General features: G+C 49.3%; 4 protein-coding genes and 1 pseudogene. 2 read left to right on the top strand and 3 right to left on the bottom strand.

All coding sequences use genetic code 11. The features are described from left to right. The coding region (locus tag LG31_RS20350; protein ID WP_084059571.1) for a hypothetical protein at positions 1 to 207 on the top strand (207 nt) is incomplete at its 5' end. Between the two features lie 75 nt (positions 208 to 282). Here LG31_RS20350 and LG31_RS0107570 read toward each other — a convergent pair. The 3 genes and pseudogenes from LG31_RS0107570 to LG31_RS20345 form a co-directional block, all read right to left on the bottom strand. Beyond that, on the bottom strand, positions 283 to 1,110 hold the full coding sequence (locus tag LG31_RS0107570; protein ID WP_238567493.1) for a Fic family protein: 828 nt from the start codon (positions 1,108 to 1,110) through the stop codon (positions 283 to 285). Between the two features lie 66 nt (positions 1,111 to 1,176). Continuing rightward, a pseudogene (locus LG31_RS21600) lies at positions 1,177 to 1,410 on the bottom strand (DUF4172 domain-containing protein); the annotation flags it as partial. A 401-nt stretch (positions 1,411 to 1,811) separates the two neighbouring features. Further along, on the bottom strand, positions 1,812 to 2,018 hold the full coding sequence (locus tag LG31_RS20345) for a helix-turn-helix domain-containing protein (protein WP_005895552.1): 207 nt from the start codon (positions 2,016 to 2,018) through the stop codon (positions 1,812 to 1,814). 118 nt (positions 2,019 to 2,136) lie between these two features. Here LG31_RS20345 and LG31_RS0107560 point away from each other — a divergent pair, with 118 nt between their 5' ends. Next, positions 2,137 to 2,709, top strand: coding sequence for a hypothetical protein (locus LG31_RS0107560; RefSeq protein ID WP_033113877.1), 573 nt, complete (start codon positions 2,137 to 2,139; stop codon positions 2,707 to 2,709). Positions 2,710 to 2,767 lie beyond the last annotated feature (58 nt).

Genomic DNA, 2,767 nt, shown 5'->3' with positions numbered 1-2,767 from the left:
AGCACAAAGGAGCTTGCCGAAGTGCTGAGAGTCCGTATCGCTCTGACCAAATTGCTTTCAAATCTCGGGACGGGTGATGTTCCTGCAATAGATCCCGATGTTCTCGATAGTTTGTTGTCGCTCAAAAAATCAGTTGAGAGCCATGACTGCCGGTTGAGTTTATTTGTTCATATGCCTGACGGCACTCATCATGGTGTCAATATTTAACTAAAGATCGTCATCGGTACGTTAATCGCAGATTTTATCTACCAAATAAAAATAACACCCCATGGCGATACTTTTTCAAACTCCCTCGGTGTGCAAGCGGATCTGATAGCGTGTATTGCGTCCGCCACCAGGTAATTTCTCAATACATCCCTTTTCCACCAATGCAGCCAGATGGCGTGTGGCCGTGGGCTTACTGACTCCGGCGACTTTTTGATATTGACTGGCACTGATGCCATTTTCAAAACCCTGTTCGCCGCCATCCAGTAAACGATTCAGCACTTTGGTTTGATCTGGACTCAGATCGTCATGACAGTGCCACAACCAGAAAAATGTCTTGGCGAGAGAACGATCAATAACCTGTAATGCCAGCTCTATGGAGTAATCCAGTGTGTCGAGGAACCAACAAATCCAGGAGGTAATATCCAACGAGCCCTTCTGTGCTGACCCCAATGCCCGATAGTAGTCTGCCCGCCGTTCTAGAATTGCAACTGACATGGCATAGAGTCGGATACTGTGGCTGTCAGTCTGTGACAGCGCGAGATCGGTCAATGCCCGCGTGAGCCGCCCATTACCATCATCAACGGGATGCAGGGTCACGAACCAGAAATGGATAATTGCCGCACGAAGAAGGGGATCCATCGTGGGGTCATGCCGAGTCTGGTTAAACCAGAAGACGAACGCGGCCAGTTGATCGTCAAGGGCAGCTCTGGGTGGTGCCTCAAAATGCACGATGGGGCGATCAACACGCCCAGAGACAACCTGCATCGGCTCATCTCCTCGCAACTGCCCTACGTTCACTGGCTGCACCGACCATTCGTTGGCGGGGAACAGCCAACGATGCCATTGGTAAAGTCGTTCAATTGTCAGTGGTTGTTCATGGTTGTCGATGGCATCCAGCATCATTGCCGCGAGCCCCTCTGAGCGATCTGACACGGGATAGGACGGAGTTTGTGATCCCCCTAACCGCCTAGCCAAGGAGGAACGCACGGATTGGGCATTGAGACGCTCACCCTCAATAGCGGATGAGGAGATGATGTTAGCCAGTAACGTATCCAACGTTTGGTCGGAGTTCCCCAATCTGGAATGACTACCTATTAGCATTCCCAGCCTGCGTTGAGCATGCCGTAATCTGGGCAATATCTCGCTATCCTGCCAACGAAAATGGGGCCAGTCGGCTTGTTGCCAAATCCAAAATGGTTCCATTATTTCCTCATCCAACGTGCTAAGGTCTCAATAATGAGCCGACCCCGCCCATCATTCAGCTCAATGTTTGAGCCGAATATAACACATGCAGCAGACCAGCAGAGCTGGTAATGAGGATGGAGATACAGGCTGAAAATCTCAGACCGGAGCTGATGAAAAACTGGATTTATTGCTGCTGGGTGGAGCTACTGCAACCAGTTGATAGACAAGGCGGGAGCTCGTTTTCGTTTCGAATGGTTCTTGTGAGCTTGCAGCTTGCGCTGCATGAAGCCACGCACACGCAGATGCCCTTAGGTCTGCTCATTCATATGCCTGATGGTACTCGCTATGCCATCACTGTGAATAATTATAGGGAAATTTAGTTTTATCTGGGTTAAGAGATAATTATTTGGCAAATATATCTATGGCAGCAAATCGCGAATGTCACACCCCATAACCCTGGCAAGACGATAAGCCTTTTCCAGGGTGACATTGACCTCACCACGCTCAATTCGTCCTACGTAGCTTCTATCAATTTCGGCCGCATATGCGAGTGCATCTTGCGATACGCCCAATTGAAGCCGTCTATCACGTACAGCATCACCAAATTTTTTTGCTAGCTCTTGCATGTCTCGCCTCTCGCTGGCGAGCACTATCTCTGGTTGTCTGGCTAACGACCACGGATTATAATCCGCAACCGAGTTTAGATTTCCACTAAATGTTTTCGTTCGAGGCCCAGGATTACTTATGAGCTCCCAGACCGTGTGGTTACCAACCGCGCGCTACACCGCACTCATTCGATGGCAGATGGATGACTTCACTGCGATAGGATTTGTAAATGCCATTTTTGGTGACAAAGCAGAATCGCAGATACGTCAGCGGCGTTATCGTTATACCTTCATTTATCGGCATCTGATCAAGCTCGTAAATCAGGGACTTCTAAAAAGGAAGCATGTTGATGATGGGAAGCGCTGTTCTCATTTCATCAGGACTCCCAAGTTCGATGAAGTGCATTTCAAAGAGGAATTTATTGGGCCTTGTGCGCTTGTAACGGAATCGGGTAAGGAGCGTAAGTCGGAAACGTATGAATCCGTCCTGGAAGGACTGATCGCGAGAGCACAGCACTACCGTAAGGGGTTGCAGGAATGTGATTCAATGCTCGCTGAGTACCAGCAATTAAGAGTGGACTTCTCCATATTGGATCCAGCGATTGAAAGTGCCATCAGCAATACCGTTGCAGAGAAACGCGATTTGCGGGGCAGGCTGGAGGCCGTGGAGAGGCTTTTGAGGGGGTTGATTGCGTTTAGAAGTGCCTCTTGATGAACGGCCAGAATCGATAGACGTGTCTCAGAATCAAAGGGCTAGTAATTTCAAGCCG

The sequence above is a fragment of the Aeromonas lacus genome (assembly GCF_000764665.1).
In the GTDB taxonomy this organism is placed as follows: domain Bacteria; phylum Pseudomonadota; class Gammaproteobacteria; order Enterobacterales; family Aeromonadaceae; genus Aeromonas; species Aeromonas lacus.
The sequence above is the reverse complement of the archived record's forward strand: the minus strand, read 5'-3'. Positions and strand labels throughout refer to the sequence as shown.

Bases quoted from the DNA above. Each gene is read 5' to 3' on its own strand.
- LG31_RS0107570 (WP_238567493.1), bottom strand. From the start codon at position 1,110: ATGATGCTGGATGCCATCGACAACCATGAACAACCACTGACAATTGAA.
- LG31_RS20345 (WP_005895552.1), bottom strand. From the start codon at position 2,018: ATGCAAGAGCTAGCAAAAAAATTTGGTGATGCTGTACGTGATAGACGG.
- LG31_RS0107560 (WP_033113877.1), top strand. From the start codon at position 2,137: ATGAGCTCCCAGACCGTGTGGTTACCAACCGCGCGCTACACCGCACTC.